We start from the raw sequence: 15,028 nt of genomic DNA on the forward strand, positions 1-15,028 counted from the left end.
CCCGCCCCTGCCTGGAACGACCCGATGAAACGCACCGAACGCCAGCTCCACTTCACCGACTGCCCCCAGCTGCGCCTGAGCGCCAGCGAGGGCGGCCGCGTCACCCGCCTGACGCCGACCGACATCACCTGCCATCGCAACTACTTCTACCAGAAGTGCTTCACGAATGACGGCCAGCGCCTGATCTTCGGCGCCGAGTTCGGCCCGGGCACGGACTGGAACTACCACCTGCTGGACCTGCAAAGCCAGGTCGCCACCCAGCTCAGCGATGGTGCGGGTGAAAACACCTTTGGCGGCTTCCTCAGCCCCGACGACCGCCACCTCTACTTCGTGCGCGCCGAGCGCCAGCTGATCCGCCTGGACCTGGGCGACCTCAGCGAGGAGGTGGTCTACACCGTGCCCCAGGGTTGGGTCGGCTACGGCACCTGGGTGTCCAACAGCGCCTGCACGCAGATGGTGGGCATCGAGATCCATGCCGACGATTGGTTCCCCCTGTCCGACTGGCAGAAGTTCCACCAGATGTACCACGCGCAGCCGCGCTGCCGCCTGTTCCGCATCGACCTGGCCACCGGCGAGCGCCAGGTGATTCTCGAAAAGAAGGGCTGGCTCGGCCACCCGCAGTACCGCCCCTTCGACGACCACACCGTGGCCTTCTGCCACGAGGGCCCGCACGACCTGATTGACGCGCGCATCTGGTTCATCAACGAGGACGGCAGCGGCCTGCGCTGCGGCCGCGAGCACGAACCGGGCGAGAGCATCACGCACGAGTTCTGGGTGCCCGACGGCTCGTCCATGATGTTTGTCTCCTACCTGGAAGGCCAGACGGACCGCTGGATCTGCTCGCTCGACCCGGTGACGCTGGAAAGCCGCCGCCTCAGCGCCATGCCGCCTTGCTCCCACCTGATGAGCAATGGCGACGGCAGCCTGCTGGTGGGCGACGGCAGCGGCACGCCCACCGATGTGGCCAACACACGCGGCCACGAGATCCAGAACGACCCCTTCCTTCACCTTTTCGACCTGCGCGCCGGAAGCACCCGGCCCATCGCCCGGCACAACAGCTCCTGGCGCGTGCACAAGGGCAACCGCCAGGTCACCCACCCGCACCCCTCGTTCACGCCCGACCAGCGCCAGGTGCTGTTCAGCTCGGACGCGGAGGGCGAGCCGGCGCTCTATTTGGCTGATCTGGAGTGAAGGTACTACGTATGGGTCGAAGTGCACTTGCACTGGCCCTTGCCCTGCTGGCCGGCAGCGGGCAGGCCAACCCCAAGCTGCGTCCGCAGCTGAGCGAAGGCCAAGCCCGGCTGCACACCCGCGCCGCCCTCCTCGCGGATTGGCAGCCCGCAGCGGCGCCACCACTCGGCGAGCTGCCCGCCCATTTCAGCGTGGCGGCCGACGGCAGCGGCAGCCACCGCAGCCTTCAAGCGGCCATTGATGCCTTGCCCTCGCGCAACGCAGCATCCGTGGCCGGTGCGCCGACGCGTTACTTCATCCGCTTGGCGCCAGGCCGCTACGTCGAGAACGTCTGCATCCACGACAAGCCGCCGCTGACGATCTACGGCGCTGGCGAAGAACCCGGCGAGGTGCGCCTGGTGGCCGGCCGCTTTGCCGCCCAGCCGCGCGAGCCCGGCAGTGCCTCGCCCTGCTTTCCAGCCAGCAGCGCGGCCCGCCACGGCACGGCCGGCAGCGCCAGCGTGGCGGTGTTCAGCGACGAGGTCACGCTGCGCCATCTCAGCATCGTCAACAGCGCCCTGGACGGCGTGCGCGCCGGCCAAGGCTACCCGCCCGAGGTGGGCGAGGGCGGCGGCGCCCAGGCCGTGGCCTTGATGACGCGCGGTGACCGCATCGAGCTGGACCGGGTTCAGCTCTGGGGCCATCAGGACACCTTCTATGCCAGCCGCCGCCGTGAGGGTGAAAGTGAAGGCTCGGGCCTGAGCCGCGTCTGGGTCCATGACAGCCTGATCGCCGGCGATGTCGATTTCATCTTCGGCGATGCCCGCCTGCTGCTGGAGCGCTGCACCGTGCTCAGCCGCGCCGGGCGGCGCACGCCGGGCGAGGGCGGCATCGTGCTGGCGCCGAGCACGGCCGCGAACGAGCCCCTCGGCTTCATCGTGCAGGACAGCCGCTTCCTGGCCGAGCCCGGCCTGGCACCGGGCAGCGTCTGGCTCGGCCGCGCCTGGGACCAGGGTGTGGCCAAGGGCGAGTGGCGCGCCGGCCCCTCGGCACCGAATGGCCTGGCCGTGGTGCGCGAAAGCCGCATCGGCGCCCACATCCACGCACGGCGCGAGGGCGTCTGGGGCCCCTCCACCGCACGCCGGCCGCACCAGACCGAGGGCGAGGCCGCCAACCGCCTGCTCGAACACCGCAACCAGGATGTGCCATGAAGCCCCTCCGCCGCCGCCTTCTTCTCATCCTGCCGGCCTGCAGCTTGATCGCTTGCAGCGTGCTGCCGGTCGAGCGCGTCAGCACCGAACTCAGCCCCTGGGCCCGCAGCGTGCTGGCGCCTGGCGACGGCTGGGCCTCCTTGAACGGCGGCACGCGCGGCGGCGCCGATGCCGCCGCGGCCGATGTGTTCACCGTCAGCAGCCGCAGCGAGCTGCTGGCGGCGCTGGCTGGCCCGGCCCGGCCGCGCATCATCCAGGTGCGCGGCCGCATCGACCTCAGCGCCGATGCCCAGGGCCGGGCGCTGCAGGAAGAGGACTTCCGCGACCCGGCTTTCAGCTGGCCCGCCTTTGAAGCCGCCTACGCCCCGGCCACCTGGGGCAAGGTGCCACCGAGCGGGCCGATGGAAGAAGCGCGGCTGCGCTCGGCACGCCGGCAATCGGCCCACACCACGGTGCGCATTCCTTCCGACACCACCCTGGTCGGCCTGGGCCCGGAGGCCGGCTTCAAGAACGGCATGCTGCTGCTGGACGGGGTGCAGAACATCATCGTGCGCGGCCTGCATTTCTCCGATGCCTACGATTTCTTCCCCGCCTGGGACCCCAAGGACAATGCCAGCGGCGAGTGGAACTCCGAGTACGACAACCTCTCGCTGCGCGGCGCGCGCCGGGTCTGGGTGGACCATTGCACCTTTGACGACGGCGAGCGCCCCGACCGCGCCGAGCGCTGGGCCCTGGGTCGGCCCATGCAGCACCACGATGGCCTGCTGGACATCACCCAGCAGTCCGATCTGGTGACGGTCAGCTGGAGCCATTTCCGCGACCACGACAAAACCCATCTGATCGGCAGCAGCGACAGCCGCAGCGAAGACGCCGGCCATCTGCGCGTCAGCTTCCACCACAACCACTGGGAACGCACCCAGGCACGCACCCCGCGGGTGCGCTACGGTCAGGTGCACCTCTACAACAATCTGTTCAGCGTGCCGAACCTGAAAGCCTATGACTACAGCATCGGCGTGGGCGTGCAGTCGCGCGTCCTCAGCGAGGCCAACGTCTGGCGCAGCGCGCCGGGCCTGTCGAGCCGGCAGCTGGTGAAATGGTGGAAGGGCCAGCATTTCGCCGACCGTGGCTCCTTGCACAACGGCCAGCCGGTGGACCTGCTGGCCGAGTTGCGCGCGGCCAACCCGGGCGTGGTGATTTCCGCCGACCTGGGCTGGCAGCCGGTGCTGGCGGCGCCGGTCGAGCCGGCCGAGCAGGTCGAGGCCCGAGTTCTTGCTGGGGCCGGGGCCGGGCTAGCCCGGTAGAGCGCAAACGCCAAGCCGTGGACAATCCACTTCAAATGAAACACCAGCCCGGGGAAAACAAAACAATGGATGACGATTCAGTCGACAGCGGCGGCAAGCAGCCCGAATCGGTGGCCGCGGTGCTCAAGGTGTTTGCCATCCTGCAAGCCCTGTCCGAGCGCAGCGAAACCGGCATCTCCGAGCTGTCGGTGCGCCTGGCCATGCCCAAGGCCACGGTCTACCGTTTTCTGCAGACCATGATGACTCTGGGCTATGTGCGCCAGCAGGCCGACAGCGAGCGCTACGGCCTGAGCATGAAGGCCTTCGAGCTGGGCGCCAAGGCACTGCAGTACCCCGACCTGGTGGACCTGGCCAAGCACCACATGCAGATGCTGGCCGACAAGACCGGCGAGACCGTGCACCTGGGCACCTTGATCGACAGCGAGATCATCTATGTGCACAAGATCGACTCGCGCCACACCCTGGGCATGTATTCCAAGATCGGCCGCCGCGCGCCCTTGCACTGCACCGCCATCGGCAAGGTGCTGATGGCCTGGGAACACCCGGAGCGGCGCGATCGCATCCTCGACAGTGCCGAGTTCAAGCGTTTCCGCGACAAGACCATCGTCGAGCGCGGTCCCTATCTGGCCGAGCTGGAGCGCGTGCGCGCCCAGGGTTACGGCGAAGACCGCGAAGAGTTCGACGACCACATCCGCTGCCTGGGCATCCCCATCTTCGACCGGCTGAACCAGCCGATCGCGGGCATGAGCATTTCCTTCCCGACCTTCCGCTACGACGAGGAGAAGGCGCCGGAGATCATCGCCATGCTGACGGCCGCCAGCCGCGACATCTCGACCCGGCTGGGCTGCACCAAGTTCCCGCTGGACCCGCCGGCAGCAGCCGGCCGCGGCTGAAACGGCTGACTTACTTGCCGTAAGGCCACTGGGCCTTGCGCGTCGGCGCTTTCACGCCCTTGCCCTGGGCGGCCCATTGCTTGTAGGCCGTGGGCGTGAGTTCGCGCTTCATCAGCTGCACCAGCTCGCCCTGACCCAGACCATGCTCCATCAGCACCTTGCTGTAGGGCGGGAGATCGGTCCAGGCGGTGGCGATGACGCGCTTGATTTCTTCAGCGCTGAGACGGGGGATGGGTTTGGCCATGGCGCGATTGTCCCTTGCTTGGGCCCGGTTCAGTGGCCCGCGAAGTCGACCAAGGTGAACAAAGGCAGCCCCGCCGCCCGCAACTGGGCGGAACCGCCGAGCTCCGGCAGGTCGACGATGGCACCGCACTCCACCACCTCGGCGCCCAGGCGCTGCAGCAGCTTGGCGCCGGCGCCCATGGTGCCGCCGGTGGCGATCAGGTCGTCGATCAACACCACGCGCTCGCCCGGGCGCACCGCGTCGGTGTGCATCTCGACCGTGGCGCTGCCGTATTCCAGCTCATAGGTTTCCTCCACCGTGGTGAAGGGCAGCTTGCCTTTCTTGCGGATGGGGATGAAGCCGATGTTCAGCTCGTAGGCCAGCACCGAGCCGATGATGAAGCCGCGCGCATCGAGCCCGGCGATGGCATCGGGCTTGAGGTCGAAATAGCGGTGCACGAACTGGTCGATCAGCACCCGGAACACCCGCGGGTTGGACAGCAGGGGTGTGATGTCGCGGAACTGCACGCCGGCGCTGGGCCAATCGGGCACGGTGCGGATGTGGCTGCGCAGGTAGTGACCGATGGCGGCATCGGCGGCAGAAGTGGGCATGGCAGGGGGTTCCGAAGGGCCGGAACGAAAGCAGACGGAAGCCCCGATGGTAGCGAGCCTGGACCGCAATGAGTCAGGCTCGGGGCAGGCTCAGGGCTGCCTCAGCGCGGCGGGCTCCGCTCAGGCCGCGCGCACCGTCGGGGCACAGACCAGGCGGGCCCGTCCGTTTTGCTTGGCGGCGTAGAGCGCCGCGTCGGCCTGCTCGACCAGGCGCAGCGGGCTGGCATGGGCCTCGGCCACGCCCGCGGCCAGGCCGATGCTGAGACTCAGGCTGCGGCGCAGCGGCGAGGCGGCATGCTCGATGGCGGCCAGGCGCAGGCTGTCCAGGCAGCGCTGGGCCAGGGTTTGCGCCTGGGCCAGGTCGGTGTCGGGCAGCAGCAGCACGAACTCTTCGCCGCCGAAGCGGCAGACCGTGCCGCCGCTGCGCCCCACGCAGGTGTGCAGCAGCTCGGCCACGCGGCGCAGGGTCTCGTCACCGGCAATGTGGCCGTAGTGGTCGTTGTATTGCTTGAAATGGTCGATGTCGACCATCACGCAGGCGAGGCTGTGGCCTTCGCGCGCGCTGTTCAGCCATTCCTGCTGCAGCAGGTGGTCGAAATGGCGGCGGTTGCCCACGCCGGTGAGGCCATCGGTGGTGGACTGGCGGGCCAGCTGGGCATTGGCCAGCTGCAGGGCCACCTCCTGGCGTTTGCGTTCGCTCAGGTCGGTGATGATGCAGACGAAACGGTGGGTGGTGTCGGTGCGCACCTCGGCCATGTTCAGCTGCAGGGTCAGTTCTTGCCCATCGCGGCGACGCGTGCTCAGCTCGCGCGGCTCGCCCAGCAGCTCGGCCGGGCTGTCGCCCATGCAGATGCCGAACAGCAGGTCGATGTGGCTGCCGCGCAGCTCGGCGGCGCTGAAGCCAAAGAGGCGCTCGCCAGCGGGGTTGAGCTCCAGCACATGGCCTTCGGTGTCCAGGGTCAGCACGCCATTCGGCGCCGCGCGCACAAAGGCTTGCAGATGGGCCTGGCTGGCAGCCAGGCGCTGCTGCTCCAGGATCAGGTCGCTGACGTCCAGGCGCACGCCGACCATGCCGCCCGAAGGCGTGCGGCGCTCGAAGATGCGCAGCCAGCGGCCATCGCTCAGGCGCTGCAGCAAGGCCTCCTGGCCGCGCGCACGGTCGGCAAAGCGCTGGGCCAGCCATTCCTCCTCGCGGCCCACGGCGGCGGGGATGGCGCCTTCGCGCACCGAGCGGCGCACCAGCTCCTCGAAGCTGGCGTGGCGCTGGAAGTCCGGCACCATATGCGGGTAGTTGGCGGCCAGCTGCTGGTTGTAGGCGACCAGGCGGTCGTCGGCATCGAAGATCTCGACGCTGGCCGGCAGGGCATCGATGGCCTCGGCCAAGCTGCGGTTGGCAGCGCGGATGCGCTCGCGGGCGCGGCGCAGGGCCAGGGTGGCCAGCAGGGCCAGGACCAGGTTGAAGCCCAGGCTCAGCTCGGCCAGGCCGGGCAGCCAGCGCGGGTCGGGCTCGCTGGCCTGGTCGACCCAGAACACGCCCAGCTGCAAAGCCAGGGCCAGCACGACGGTCAGGGGCAGCCAGCGGATGGCGGCATCGGGGTTGTAGGACTTCATGGGAGGCCGCAGCGTACCCAGGCCCGCCCGCAACGCCCAGCCCACCCTTGGGGGGCCGGGTAAACCCGGGCCCTGTGTGTGCCCCTAGCACAAAAGACAAGTGTCCCGCGCCGAGACAAGATTCATTGCCCTCTGGTACCGTGCGCGATTGCAAAGAGGGTGATCGGGGACACACAGCATGAACAGCCAAACCAACAAGCGTCTGGAGCAACTGAGTGCGGCTGACTTGTTGGGCATACGCCGCGGCATCGAGAAGGAAAGCCTGCGCGCGCGCCCGAACGGCCAGCTGGCACTCACCCCCCACCCGGCAGCCCTGGGCTCGGCCCTGACGCACCCGCACATCACCACCGATTTCAGCGAATCCCAGGTCGAGCTGATCACCGGCGTGCACGCCGGGGTCGAGTCTTGCCTGCAGGAGCTGACCGAGGTGCACCAGGCCGTCTACCAGACCCTGCACGAGATGAGCTGCTGCGGTCAGAGCAGCGAGGAGGAGCGGCTCTGGGTCGGCTCCATGCCTTGCGGCCTGCCCACCGACGAGACCATCCCCCTGGGCCGTTATGGCCACTCCAATGTCGGCCGCAGCAAGAGCGTCTACCGCATGGGCCTGGGCCAGCGCTACGGCCGGCGCATGCAGACGATTTCGGGCATCCACTACAACTGGTCCCTGCCCGGCGTCAGCAGCGAGCAGTACTTCGCCCTGATCCGCAATTTCCGCCGCCATTCCTTCTTGCTGCTGTATCTCTTCGGCGCCTCGCCGGCCCTGTGCTCCAGCTTTGTGCAGGGTCGCCAGCACGAGCTGCAGTCGCTCAATGGCGGCACGCTCTACATGCCGCATGGCACCTCGCTGCGCATGGGCCGCCTGGGCTACCAGAGCGACGCGCAGGCCTCGCTGGCGGTCAGCTACAACTGCCTGGAAAGCTATGCCGATTCATTGCAGGACGCGCTGACCCGGCCCTATCCGGCCTATGAAGCCATCGGCGTGCAGAACCCCGGCGGCGACTACAACCAGCTCAGCACCAGCCTGCTGCAGATCGAAAACGAGTTCTACGGCACCATCCGCCCCAAGCGCGTGATCCGCTCGGGCGAGCGCCCCCTGCACGCGCTGCGCGAGCGCGGCGTCGAGTATGTGGAGGTTCGCTGCATGGACCTCGATCCCTTTGTGCCGGTGGGCATCGCGGCCCCGACCGTGCGCTTCCTCGATGTCTTCCTGCTGCACTGCCTGCTCAGCGACAGCCCGCCGGACACCCCCGAAGAGATCCGCGCCCTGGGCCAGAACCAGCACCTGGTGGCCGCACGCGGTCGTGAGCCGGGTCTGCGCCTGCAAACCCCGGACGGCGGCAGCCGCACCTTGCAAGACTGGGGCACCGAGCTGCTGGACGGCTGTGCGCCCATGGCCGCCGCGCTCGACGCCGCACATGGCGGCCACGACTACCGTGACGCCCTGGCCGCCGCCCGCCGCACCCTGGCCGAACCCGACAGCACCCCCTCGGCCCGGGTGCTCGCTGCCATGGCGCGCAGCTTCGATGACTCCTACATCGGTTTCATCCGCCAGCAGTCCGAGGCCACCCGTGCCCAGCTGCTGGACCTGCCCTACAGCGCCGAACTGGCCCAGCGCTTCGCCGCGCAAGCGGCCGAATCCCTGGCCGAACAGACGCGCATCGAGCAGGCCGACACCTTGCCGTTCGAGACCTACCGCCAGCACTACCTGGCGCCGGAGCGGATGGAGGTGTGAGCCGATTGGATCCGGCGGGCCTAGCCCGGCTACGGCCCCAGCGGCTCGGCCAGGATCAGAGACCCAGGCTTTTGGCCACTCCCCTGGCCACCGAATTGGCCAAAGCTACGCCCAGAACAACGTAGATCGTCACCGCCAGCAAAGTCGTTTTGATGGGTTCAGACACACGGTGTTCGACCTGACGCATCTCTGACCAAGGCACGCGGTGGATTTCACCGCTGGCGTCCAATCGGCCGCTCAGCGCGTCTTTGTCAGTGGCGGTGACCTGTAATTTCAGCTGTTCCCCAGAGTTCAAAACGACGGTGACTTGGTCGTTGACTGCAAGCGCCGGGCGCTGAGTTTCAGGCATTTCCTTGGTGATCGGCGTCAGTTGCATGCTGCTGCATGCGGTCATGCATACGCAAGACAGGACCAAGACGGTCCTCTTGAATCCATTGTTCATGGCGAGACTCCCTCTAATTTCATGGATCAGCAGGTCATCCCAAGATGCACCCGCATGCCTTCACCCCTAGACTGCGAGCGGCGTGCAGTATCCACACCATCGGGACTTTTGAGAATCACCCTTCGTGGGTGGTTTCACACCCGATCCGAAGCGAAACCACTCAAGGCAAGCGCAACTCAGCAATCTGCCAGCGGAACATGCCTTGACGGTGCAGCACCAGCTCGACCGGGTCCTCGTCTTCGCCGGCCTGGCGGATGCTGAAGACAAAGCGCTGCGGGTGCTCGTAGCCCATGCGCGTTTCCACGCGCGGGCGAGCGCCTGAGCCCTCTGCTGAAGGCTGCGGCAGGGCCGCGCTGGCCGGTGGCACGCCTTGCACCAGGCGCGCCAGGCTGGCCGGCGTGATCAAGGCCTCGACCATGGGGCCGAGCAGGGCGCCCGCCACGGCTGCGCCCATGGCTCGGGCCGGGCTGGGCGGCTGCGTGCGGTCGCTGGCGGAGGAGAGCAGGCGCTCGTGCACGCCCTGCTTGACGCTGGCGCGCAGGCTGGGAAAGTCGACCCAGGCCGCCAGGCCCGCGCCATCACGCTCTCGCGCGGCCTCACGGATCTGCATCAAGGCCAGGTAGGGGCTGGCATACAAGGCCAGGCCAGCCAGGGCCAGCGCGGCCAGCAGCCAGTGCTTGAGTTTGAAGCGCTTGAGGCTCATGCAGCACCCATCCTCAGCGCTGGGCCAGCGCCAGGCGCAGGCCAAAACCCAGGAACACGGCACCGATCGCGCGGTTCAGCCAGCTCACCACGCGCGGGCTGGCCGTGATGCGGCGGCTGGCCTGCGCCGTGCTCCAGGCCAAGAAATGGCACCAGAGCATGCCGTTGAGATTGAAGACCAGGCCGAGGAAGACAAAGGCCAGCGGCTTGCTCGGCGCATCGGCCGCAATGAACTGGGGCACAAAGGCCAGGAAGAACAAGGCCACCTTGGGGTTGAGCACATTGGTCAGCAGGCCCTGCAGATAGATGCTGCGCAGGCTTTGCTTTGGCGGCAGCGTCGCGGCGGCTTCGCGGGGGCCCTCGGCCGCGGCGCGGCGGAGCAGCAGGCTCAGGCCGATGTAGACCAGATAGGCCGCGCCCAGCAGCTTGACCAGGCCGAAGGCCCAGCTCGACGCCGCCATCAGCGCCGACAGGCCCAGCGCTGCCGCCAGCACATGCACCAAGGTGCCACTGCCCACGCCCAGCGCCGCGGCCGAACCGGCCCGAAAGCCCTGGCTGGCACTGCGGGCCATGATGAGCAGGGAATCCGGCCCGGGCGCGATATTGAGCAGCAGGCCCGAAACGATGAACAGGGTCAGGTCTTGCGTGCCAAACATGGGGATCACCGCGCTCCAGAACACCGAGAGAAAAGAAGAGAAGGGCCAGCTTAAACCAGGGCCAGCCGGGCGCCAGAACTCACAGCAGATCAACCACGCCCAGCCGGGCCATGCACCAGGCAAACGCCGCGAACAAGACCAGCGTCAGCACCAGGCTGCAGCCCAGGGCCGGCCAGAAGCCCCAGCGGGCCAGCAGCCAGGGAAAGACCAGAAACATGGGCAGGGTCGGCAGCACATACCAGAAGGTGTAGCGCGCATGGTTGGCGATCTTCTCGACCGGCTGCTGCTCCAGCTGCAGCCACACCAGACTCAGCACCGTGATCAAGGGCAGGGCGGCGACCAGCCCGCCCAGCTTGTCGTTGCGCCGCGCGAACTCCGACACCGCCACCACCACGGCGGCGGTGAGCAGGTACTTGATCCAGAGCCAGCTGTTCATGTGGCCAGTGTAGGCGGGCCTCATGACTTCCAGCCCCGCCGGATGGCGACACCTAGGATGCGCACATGACCCATACCCTGAACTTCACCACCCGCCAGGCCCTGGCTGCCGCCGGCCTGCTCTTCGCCACCAGCCTGCTTCACGCAGCCGCGCTGCCCGAGGCCTTGAAAGCCGCGGCCTCGCAGCAGCAGACCCTGGAACTGCAAGCCACCGGCGTGCAGATCTATGAATGCAAAGCCATCAAGGATGCCGTGCCGGCCCGTTTCGAGTGGGCCTTCAAAGCACCCGAAGCGGAACTCTTCGATGCCAAAGGCCGCAGCGTGGGCAAGCATTACGCCGGCCCGAGCTGGGAGTTTCAGGACGGCAGCAAGGTCGTCGGCGAAGTGCGCGCGCGCGATGCCGGCCCCGATCCCAAGGCCATTCCCTGGCTGCTCTTGAGCGCAAAATCCAACAGCGGCAGCGGCGTCTTTGCCAAGACCGCTGCCATCCAACGCATCGACACCGTGGCCGGCCAGGCGCCCGCCGAAGGCTGCAGCGCCGAAACCCTCGGCCGTGAAGCGCGCATCAGCTACCGTGCCGCCTACCGCTTCTTCGAGACCCCATGACCCATGCCTGAAAACACCGCCGCCACCCACGGTCTGCTGCGCCAGGCCTTGCGCAGCGACATCCCCGGCATGCACCGCGTGCGCCGCGCCGTGCGCGAGAACCCGCTCACCAGCGATGTGATCCGCGAGGAGCATTACATCCCCGCCATCGAGGACACCGGTCGTGGGTGGGTGATCGAGGAAGCCGGCGAGGTGCGCGCCTTTGCCGTGGGCAATGGTCAGACCGGCAATATCTGGGCCTTGTTTGTGGACCCCGAGCATGAAGGCCGCGGCTTCGGCCGCCAGTTACAAGCCGTCATGGTGGACTGGCTGTTCAGCGAGGGCCTTGAGCGCCTGAGCCTGGGCACGGCACCGGGCACCCGGGCCGAGGCCTTCTACCGTGCCACGGGCTGGACTTATCTGGGCATCGACGCCCATGGCGAGGCCAGCTTCGAGATGCGGCGCTAACGCTGGGAGTCGACGCCTCGGGCTTTGCCTTGCCACGCGGCCCATGGCCCTAGCGGGTTCAATCAAGGCCGCCGACCGGCAGATCCCGTGTCGCGCACGACGTAATTCGCTACCCCGCTGAATTGGCGCAGCAGTTCCTGAGTCGCTTGAACGTTTTGAATTGGGGCCTTCAGCGAGCCGGCAATTCTCTGTATGAAACTGCTGCCCACCACAAAAGACAGGCCACGTCGGTCGGCTGCTGTTCGGCTCTGAGATTCTGTGGCCAGCAGACCGATCGATTGCTCAAATGTTCGGCAGAATTCGTCAACGATCCGGATACAACCAAGTTAGGCGCCATGGAAAACGACTTGCAAGCCCGAGAAGACAGCTTCCAGAAGATTGCGAGCTTGGCGCTTGGTGGCTACCAATTGATCGAGGCCTTGCTCAAGACATATCTCCGAAACTACTTCGAGATCGTCAAGCACCGGGTTGGAGCGGATCTGCACTTCGGATTCTCGGGCCACGACTATGACAATGCCGCCTTGGGAACATTGCTAAAGGTCTTCGCAAAAACATGCCCCGATACAAGCCTAGTCGAGGACCTTCAAGCGGAAGTTCAGCACAGGAACCAAGTAGCGCATCAAGCATTCTTGGTCCTTTATCGCCGGCAACCTTGCAGCTCGGAGGAGCTTATTGCCCTAGCTGAGGAGCTGAGCATTCGCGCTGAGAGGATTACGAGCCTCTTGCGCAGGCTGGATAAGCGGCACCGTAGCTTGGTCGCACCCTACGCTCAGGATCAGTAAAGTGGTGCCTAACATTTCTCTCAAGCGGCCACATCAATCGCTTTGCGATTGATGTGGCCGCTTAGCTCCAGCATTGAACGGTCGCCTCAACCCTAGCTAGGGCTGAGGCAGGGCACCAAGATCCGCACATGGCATGTCCTAGCTGAAAAAATTCAGCCATTTGCAGCAGCCGCGCCAGCGGGACTCACGGCCGGGCCCCGGCCGCCTTCAACATCGCCTCGCTCACCACCTTTACCGGGGCGCTGCCGTAGCTGAGGAAATTCTCGTGGAAGGCCTTGAGCTGGAAGGCCGGGCCTTGGGCTTGTTTGAGCTGCTCGCGCAGAGCCAGGATCTCTGAGAAGCCGGCAAAGTAACTGCTCAGCTGCACGGCGCTGACTTGGGAGCGGTGCCATTTTTCCTTGGCCTCGGTCCGGGCCTGGAAGGCCTCGCGTTGCAGCAGCTGGATGGCCTCGGCCTCGCCCTGGCCCAGCACATGGGTTTGGTAATCGAGGATGGCGTTGCAGACGACGCGGAGGTTCCACTTCGCGTACATCAGGCCCATCTCGGGGCTGGGCTGGCCGTTGACGGAGCCCCAGCCGCTTTCCATCATCATGCGCTCGGCGTAGACGGCCCAGCCTTCGATCATGGCGCCGTTGCCGAACAGACTCTTGACCTTGGAGCTGGACTTGTTCGAGTACAGCAGCTGCACATAGTGGCCGGGCACGGCCTCGTGGATGCTCAGCACCTGCAGGGCCCAGTGGTTGTACTCGCGCAGAAAGGACTCGGCCTCGGCCGGGCTGTATTTGTCCAGCGGGTCGACGTTGTAGTAGGTCATGCCCTTGGGGTCCAGCGGGCCGGGCGCGCTGATCGAGGCGCCGGCCACGCCGCGCATGTAGGCCGGGGTTTCGCGCACCAGCAGGGGGCGGCTGGGGTCCAGGGTCAGCAGGTCATGCTCTGTGACCCAGGCGGAGAGCGCGGGGATCTGGGCCTTGATCTCGTCGACAAAGCCTTCGGGCGTGGCGTGGCGCTCGCTGAGTTTGTCGATGACGCGAGCGATCAGGTCCAGGCGCTCGGCGGGCACGGCCTCGTCCGGGAAGAGCTGGGGCCACAGGCCCAGGGCCAGCTCGCCCATCTTCTGGTGAAGGGCGGCCTTCTCGGCCAGGGCGCGCTGGTAGAGGCCATCGGCATCGACACTGGCCTGGATCTCATAGCCAAAAGACTTCTCGAACAGGGCGCGGCCGAGGCGGAAATCGCGGCCGGTGCCGGCGGCCGTCTGGCGCGCATCCAGGGCCTTGAGCTCGGCGATGAACTGCTCCAGGCTGCGCTGTGCCGCCTCGTTATGTTTCAGCAGATAGGCCCTGCGGGCCGGCGAGAGCTTGGCCTTGGCCGCCGCCTCGGGAATGCTGCTGCGGAAGGTCTCCAGCGCCCCCTCGCTCTGGCGGATGGCCAGGCGCAGATGCATGGAGCTGGGGTCCTTGAGCTTGAGCAGGGCGGCGCGGTAGTAGGCCGGCACCTGCTGCAGGCGGCGCTCCACCAGGGCCAGGCGCTGCGGCAGGGGCGCGAAGTCTTCCTTGCTGAGCAGCTCGGAGAAGCCATTGGCCACGTTGTACTCGGACGGGTTCCACTGGTCGCTGCGCAGCTCACTCAAGCTCCACTGCAGGCCGCGCAGGTGGTTGTCCAGCAGGGCCAGGTCGCTGCGCTGGCCGGCATCGAGCGCCAGCTTGGTGGGCAGGGCCTGCAGGCGCTGGATCCAGCGCTCGGCGAAGGCCAGCTGGGCCTGCCGCAAGGCCTCGGTCGGCGCCGGCAGCTGGGCCGCGGCAGCGTACTGGCCGGCGGCCACCGCCATCTCGGGCACCAGGCGCCAGTACTCTTTCAAAAAGACATCGACCTCTCGATCGAAGGCGCGGCTGGCGGCCGAAGTCCCAGCGGCGGTCGCGATGCTCGCGGCATTCGCCGCCTGTGCGCCCGCCAGCGCCAGGCCGCCGGCGGCCTGCGCCCCGCTGAGGCTCCCGAGCAAGACCAGGCTGGCCACCAGGCTGCGCAGACGAGGACGGGAATTGATGGTCGTATTCATGGGCGGGTGCGGGGGCGTGAGTCGGAGGGAGCGAGAAACCGGCGGCGGGCCGGCCAGGCGGGCAGTGTAGCCAGCTCCCTGCGCGTTACCGCTGGGTTACCTGTGCGCTGCCGGCACCTGCGCGCACCGTGCGGCAGGGGCTGATCGGCTGGC

16 protein-coding genes are annotated in these 15,028 nt (G+C 67.3%); 8 read left to right on the forward strand and 8 right to left on the reverse strand.

The genetic code is table 11. The features are described from left to right. The first annotated feature begins 24 nt into the window (after window positions 1-24). From C1O66_RS15745 to kdgR, 4 genes are all read left to right on the forward strand, one after another. A complete protein-coding gene (locus tag C1O66_RS15745; RefSeq protein WP_102768751.1) occupies window positions 25-1,191 on the forward strand; it encodes an oligogalacturonate lyase family protein in 1,167 nt (388 codons plus the stop codon). Between the two features lie 11 nt (window positions 1,192-1,202). Continuing rightward, the gene (locus C1O66_RS15750; protein WP_102768752.1) at window positions 1,203-2,381 is read left to right on the forward strand and encodes a pectinesterase family protein; all 1,179 of its coding nucleotides are present in this window, start codon (window positions 1,203-1,205) and stop codon (window positions 2,379-2,381) included. Then, window positions 2,378-3,682: a pectate lyase family protein gene (locus tag C1O66_RS15755; protein ID WP_102768753.1), complete on the forward strand. Its 1,305-nt coding sequence runs from the start codon at window positions 2,378-2,380 to the stop codon at window positions 3,680-3,682. Before C1O66_RS15750 ends, C1O66_RS15755 begins: the two co-directional genes overlap by 4 nt. Window positions 3,683-3,747: 65 nt before the next feature. Next, window positions 3,748-4,575 (forward strand): DNA-binding transcriptional regulator KdgR, encoded by an 828-nt coding sequence (gene kdgR, locus C1O66_RS15760; protein ID WP_102768754.1) that lies wholly within the window; start codon window positions 3,748-3,750, stop codon window positions 4,573-4,575. A gap of 10 nt (window positions 4,576-4,585) precedes the next feature. On the opposite strand, the gene C1O66_RS15765 is transcribed toward kdgR, so the two are convergent. The 3 genes from C1O66_RS15765 to C1O66_RS15775 all read right to left on the reverse strand — a co-directional run bounded on the left by C1O66_RS15765 (window position 4,586) and on the right by C1O66_RS15775 (window position 7,020). Further along, window positions 4,586-4,819 (reverse strand): DUF2805 domain-containing protein, encoded by a 234-nt coding sequence (locus tag C1O66_RS15765; protein WP_102768755.1) that lies wholly within the window; start codon window positions 4,817-4,819, stop codon window positions 4,586-4,588. Between the two features lie 29 nt (window positions 4,820-4,848). Then, on the reverse strand, window positions 4,849-5,409 hold the full coding sequence (locus C1O66_RS15770; protein WP_102768756.1) for an adenine phosphoribosyltransferase: 561 nt from the start codon (window positions 5,407-5,409) through the stop codon (window positions 4,849-4,851). Between the two features lie 120 nt (window positions 5,410-5,529). Then, a complete protein-coding gene (locus tag C1O66_RS15775; protein WP_102768757.1) occupies window positions 5,530-7,020 on the reverse strand; it encodes a GGDEF domain-containing protein in 1,491 nt (496 codons plus the stop codon). A gap of 178 nt (window positions 7,021-7,198) precedes the next feature. Between C1O66_RS15775 and gshA the strand changes: the two genes are divergently transcribed. Continuing rightward, window positions 7,199-8,752 (forward strand): glutamate--cysteine ligase, encoded by a 1,554-nt coding sequence (gene gshA / locus C1O66_RS15780; protein ID WP_102768758.1) that lies wholly within the window; start codon window positions 7,199-7,201, stop codon window positions 8,750-8,752. Window positions 8,753-8,807: 55 nt separating this feature from the next. Here gshA and C1O66_RS15785 read toward each other — a convergent pair whose 3' ends face one another. From C1O66_RS15785 to C1O66_RS15800, 4 genes are all read right to left on the reverse strand, one after another. Further along, window positions 8,808-9,128 carry a hypothetical protein gene (locus C1O66_RS15785; protein WP_133155241.1) on the reverse strand — a complete coding sequence of 107 codons (321 nt, stop codon included), beginning with the start codon at window positions 9,126-9,128 and terminating at the stop codon, window positions 8,808-8,810. Window positions 9,129-9,354: 226 nt separating this feature from the next. After that, window positions 9,355-9,897, reverse strand: a complete 543-nt coding sequence (locus C1O66_RS15790) for a DUF2939 domain-containing protein (RefSeq protein ID WP_133155242.1) — start codon at window positions 9,895-9,897, stop codon at window positions 9,355-9,357. 13 nt (window positions 9,898-9,910) lie between these two features. Continuing rightward, window positions 9,911-10,552: a LysE family translocator gene (locus tag C1O66_RS15795; protein ID WP_102768761.1), complete on the reverse strand. Its 642-nt coding sequence runs from the start codon at window positions 10,550-10,552 to the stop codon at window positions 9,911-9,913. 79 nt (window positions 10,553-10,631) lie between these two features. Beyond that, window positions 10,632-10,988 carry a DUF3147 family protein gene (locus tag C1O66_RS15800; protein WP_102768762.1) on the reverse strand — a complete coding sequence of 119 codons (357 nt, stop codon included), beginning with the start codon at window positions 10,986-10,988 and terminating at the stop codon, window positions 10,632-10,634. A 65-nt stretch (window positions 10,989-11,053) separates the two neighbouring features. On the opposite strand from C1O66_RS15800, the gene C1O66_RS15805 reads away from it, so the two are divergent. The 3 genes from C1O66_RS15805 (at window position 11,054) to C1O66_RS15815 (ending at window position 12,822) form a co-directional block, all read left to right on the forward strand. After that, window positions 11,054-11,593, forward strand: a complete 540-nt coding sequence (locus tag C1O66_RS15805; RefSeq protein WP_102768763.1) for a DUF3455 domain-containing protein — start codon at window positions 11,054-11,056, stop codon at window positions 11,591-11,593. A gap of 3 nt (window positions 11,594-11,596) precedes the next feature. Then, a complete protein-coding gene (locus C1O66_RS15810) occupies window positions 11,597-12,040 on the forward strand; it encodes a GNAT family N-acetyltransferase (protein WP_102768764.1) in 444 nt (147 codons plus the stop codon). 146 nt (window positions 12,041-12,186) lie between these two features. After that, window positions 12,187-12,822, forward strand: coding sequence for a hypothetical protein (locus tag C1O66_RS15815; protein WP_133155243.1), 636 nt, complete (start codon window positions 12,187-12,189; stop codon window positions 12,820-12,822). 184 nt (window positions 12,823-13,006) lie between these two features. Here the strand turns inward: C1O66_RS15815 and C1O66_RS15820 are convergent, their stop codons facing one another. Continuing rightward, window positions 13,007-14,875, reverse strand: coding sequence for a DUF885 domain-containing protein (locus tag C1O66_RS15820; RefSeq protein WP_207795965.1), 1,869 nt, complete (start codon window positions 14,873-14,875; stop codon window positions 13,007-13,009). Between the last annotated feature and the right edge of the window lie 153 nt (window positions 14,876-15,028).

Origin of the sequence: Paucibacter aquatile (genome assembly GCF_002885975.1) — a bacterium.
Taxonomy (GTDB): Bacteria; Pseudomonadota; Gammaproteobacteria; order Burkholderiales; family Burkholderiaceae_C; genus Paucibacter_A; species Paucibacter_A aquatilis.

What these genes read in the sequence shown, in the direction of transcription:
- C1O66_RS15820 (WP_207795965.1), bottom strand. Translation starts at nt 14,875, where the DNA reads ATGAATACGACCATCAATTCCCGTCCTCGTCTGCGCAGCCTGGTGGCC.
- C1O66_RS15765 (WP_102768755.1), bottom strand. Translation starts at nt 4,819, where the DNA reads ATGGCCAAACCCATCCCCCGTCTCAGCGCTGAAGAAATCAAGCGCGTC.
- gshA (WP_102768758.1), top strand. Translation starts at nt 7,199, where the DNA reads ATGAACAGCCAAACCAACAAGCGTCTGGAGCAACTGAGTGCGGCTGAC.
- C1O66_RS15785 (WP_133155241.1), bottom strand. Translation starts at nt 9,128, where the DNA reads ATGCAACTGACGCCGATCACCAAGGAAATGCCTGAAACTCAGCGCCCG.
- C1O66_RS15800 (WP_102768762.1), bottom strand. Translation starts at nt 10,988, where the DNA reads ATGAACAGCTGGCTCTGGATCAAGTACCTGCTCACCGCCGCCGTGGTG.
- C1O66_RS15810 (WP_102768764.1), top strand. Translation starts at nt 11,597, where the DNA reads ATGCCTGAAAACACCGCCGCCACCCACGGTCTGCTGCGCCAGGCCTTG.
- kdgR (WP_102768754.1), top strand. Translation starts at nt 3,748, where the DNA reads ATGGATGACGATTCAGTCGACAGCGGCGGCAAGCAGCCCGAATCGGTG.
- C1O66_RS15775 (WP_102768757.1), bottom strand. Translation starts at nt 7,020, where the DNA reads ATGAAGTCCTACAACCCCGATGCCGCCATCCGCTGGCTGCCCCTGACC.
- C1O66_RS15755 (WP_102768753.1), top strand. Translation starts at nt 2,378, where the DNA reads ATGAAGCCCCTCCGCCGCCGCCTTCTTCTCATCCTGCCGGCCTGCAGC.
- C1O66_RS15750 (WP_102768752.1), top strand. Translation starts at nt 1,203, where the DNA reads ATGGGTCGAAGTGCACTTGCACTGGCCCTTGCCCTGCTGGCCGGCAGC.
- C1O66_RS15795 (WP_102768761.1), bottom strand. Translation starts at nt 10,552, where the DNA reads ATGTTTGGCACGCAAGACCTGACCCTGTTCATCGTTTCGGGCCTGCTG.
- C1O66_RS15770 (WP_102768756.1), bottom strand. Translation starts at nt 5,409, where the DNA reads ATGCCCACTTCTGCCGCCGATGCCGCCATCGGTCACTACCTGCGCAGC.
- C1O66_RS15745 (WP_102768751.1), top strand. Translation starts at nt 25, where the DNA reads ATGAAACGCACCGAACGCCAGCTCCACTTCACCGACTGCCCCCAGCTG.
- C1O66_RS15805 (WP_102768763.1), top strand. Translation starts at nt 11,054, where the DNA reads ATGACCCATACCCTGAACTTCACCACCCGCCAGGCCCTGGCTGCCGCC.
- C1O66_RS15790 (WP_133155242.1), bottom strand. Translation starts at nt 9,897, where the DNA reads ATGAGCCTCAAGCGCTTCAAACTCAAGCACTGGCTGCTGGCCGCGCTG.